Raw genomic sequence first — 324 nt, 5'->3', positions numbered from 1 at the left:
GGTTCATCGCGGCTTTCCGGGGAAAGCCGCTTTTATCTTCAAGAAGAAGTAGTCGGTATCTCGATACCCATACCCCATTCGCTTGATTAGCTTTATCTTGTTGTTTATCCCTTCTAGGGTGCAGGTGTTTAGCGGATAACTTGCCGATGCGATAATACCGTGAAGATAAGGACTCAGTTTTCGTGCGAACTCTTTCAATGGCTTAATTCCACTCTCTTGTACTTGTGCCCACCACGCCTCCCAGAGCCCTTTAGCATGTGCTTCTGATTCACAATACCAAAGCTCTTTGAGTTGTGCCCCGAGTATATAAGTGGTCATTAAGTC

At 46.0% G+C, this 324-nt stretch carries 1 protein-coding gene; it reads right to left on the bottom strand.

The window, feature by feature from the left end; genetic code table 11:
• Window positions 1-3: 3 nt before the first annotated feature.
• Window positions 4-324: transposase (locus AB4263_RS24090; protein WP_372099028.1), on the bottom strand; the 321-nt coding region annotated here is incomplete at its 5' end.

Origin of the sequence: Vibrio sp. 10N.261.55.C5, assembly GCF_041470505.1 — a bacterium.
In the GTDB taxonomy this organism is placed as follows: domain Bacteria; phylum Pseudomonadota; class Gammaproteobacteria; order Enterobacterales; family Vibrionaceae; genus Vibrio; species Vibrio crassostreae_C.
This window is presented reverse-complemented; position numbering and strand designations above follow the sequence as displayed.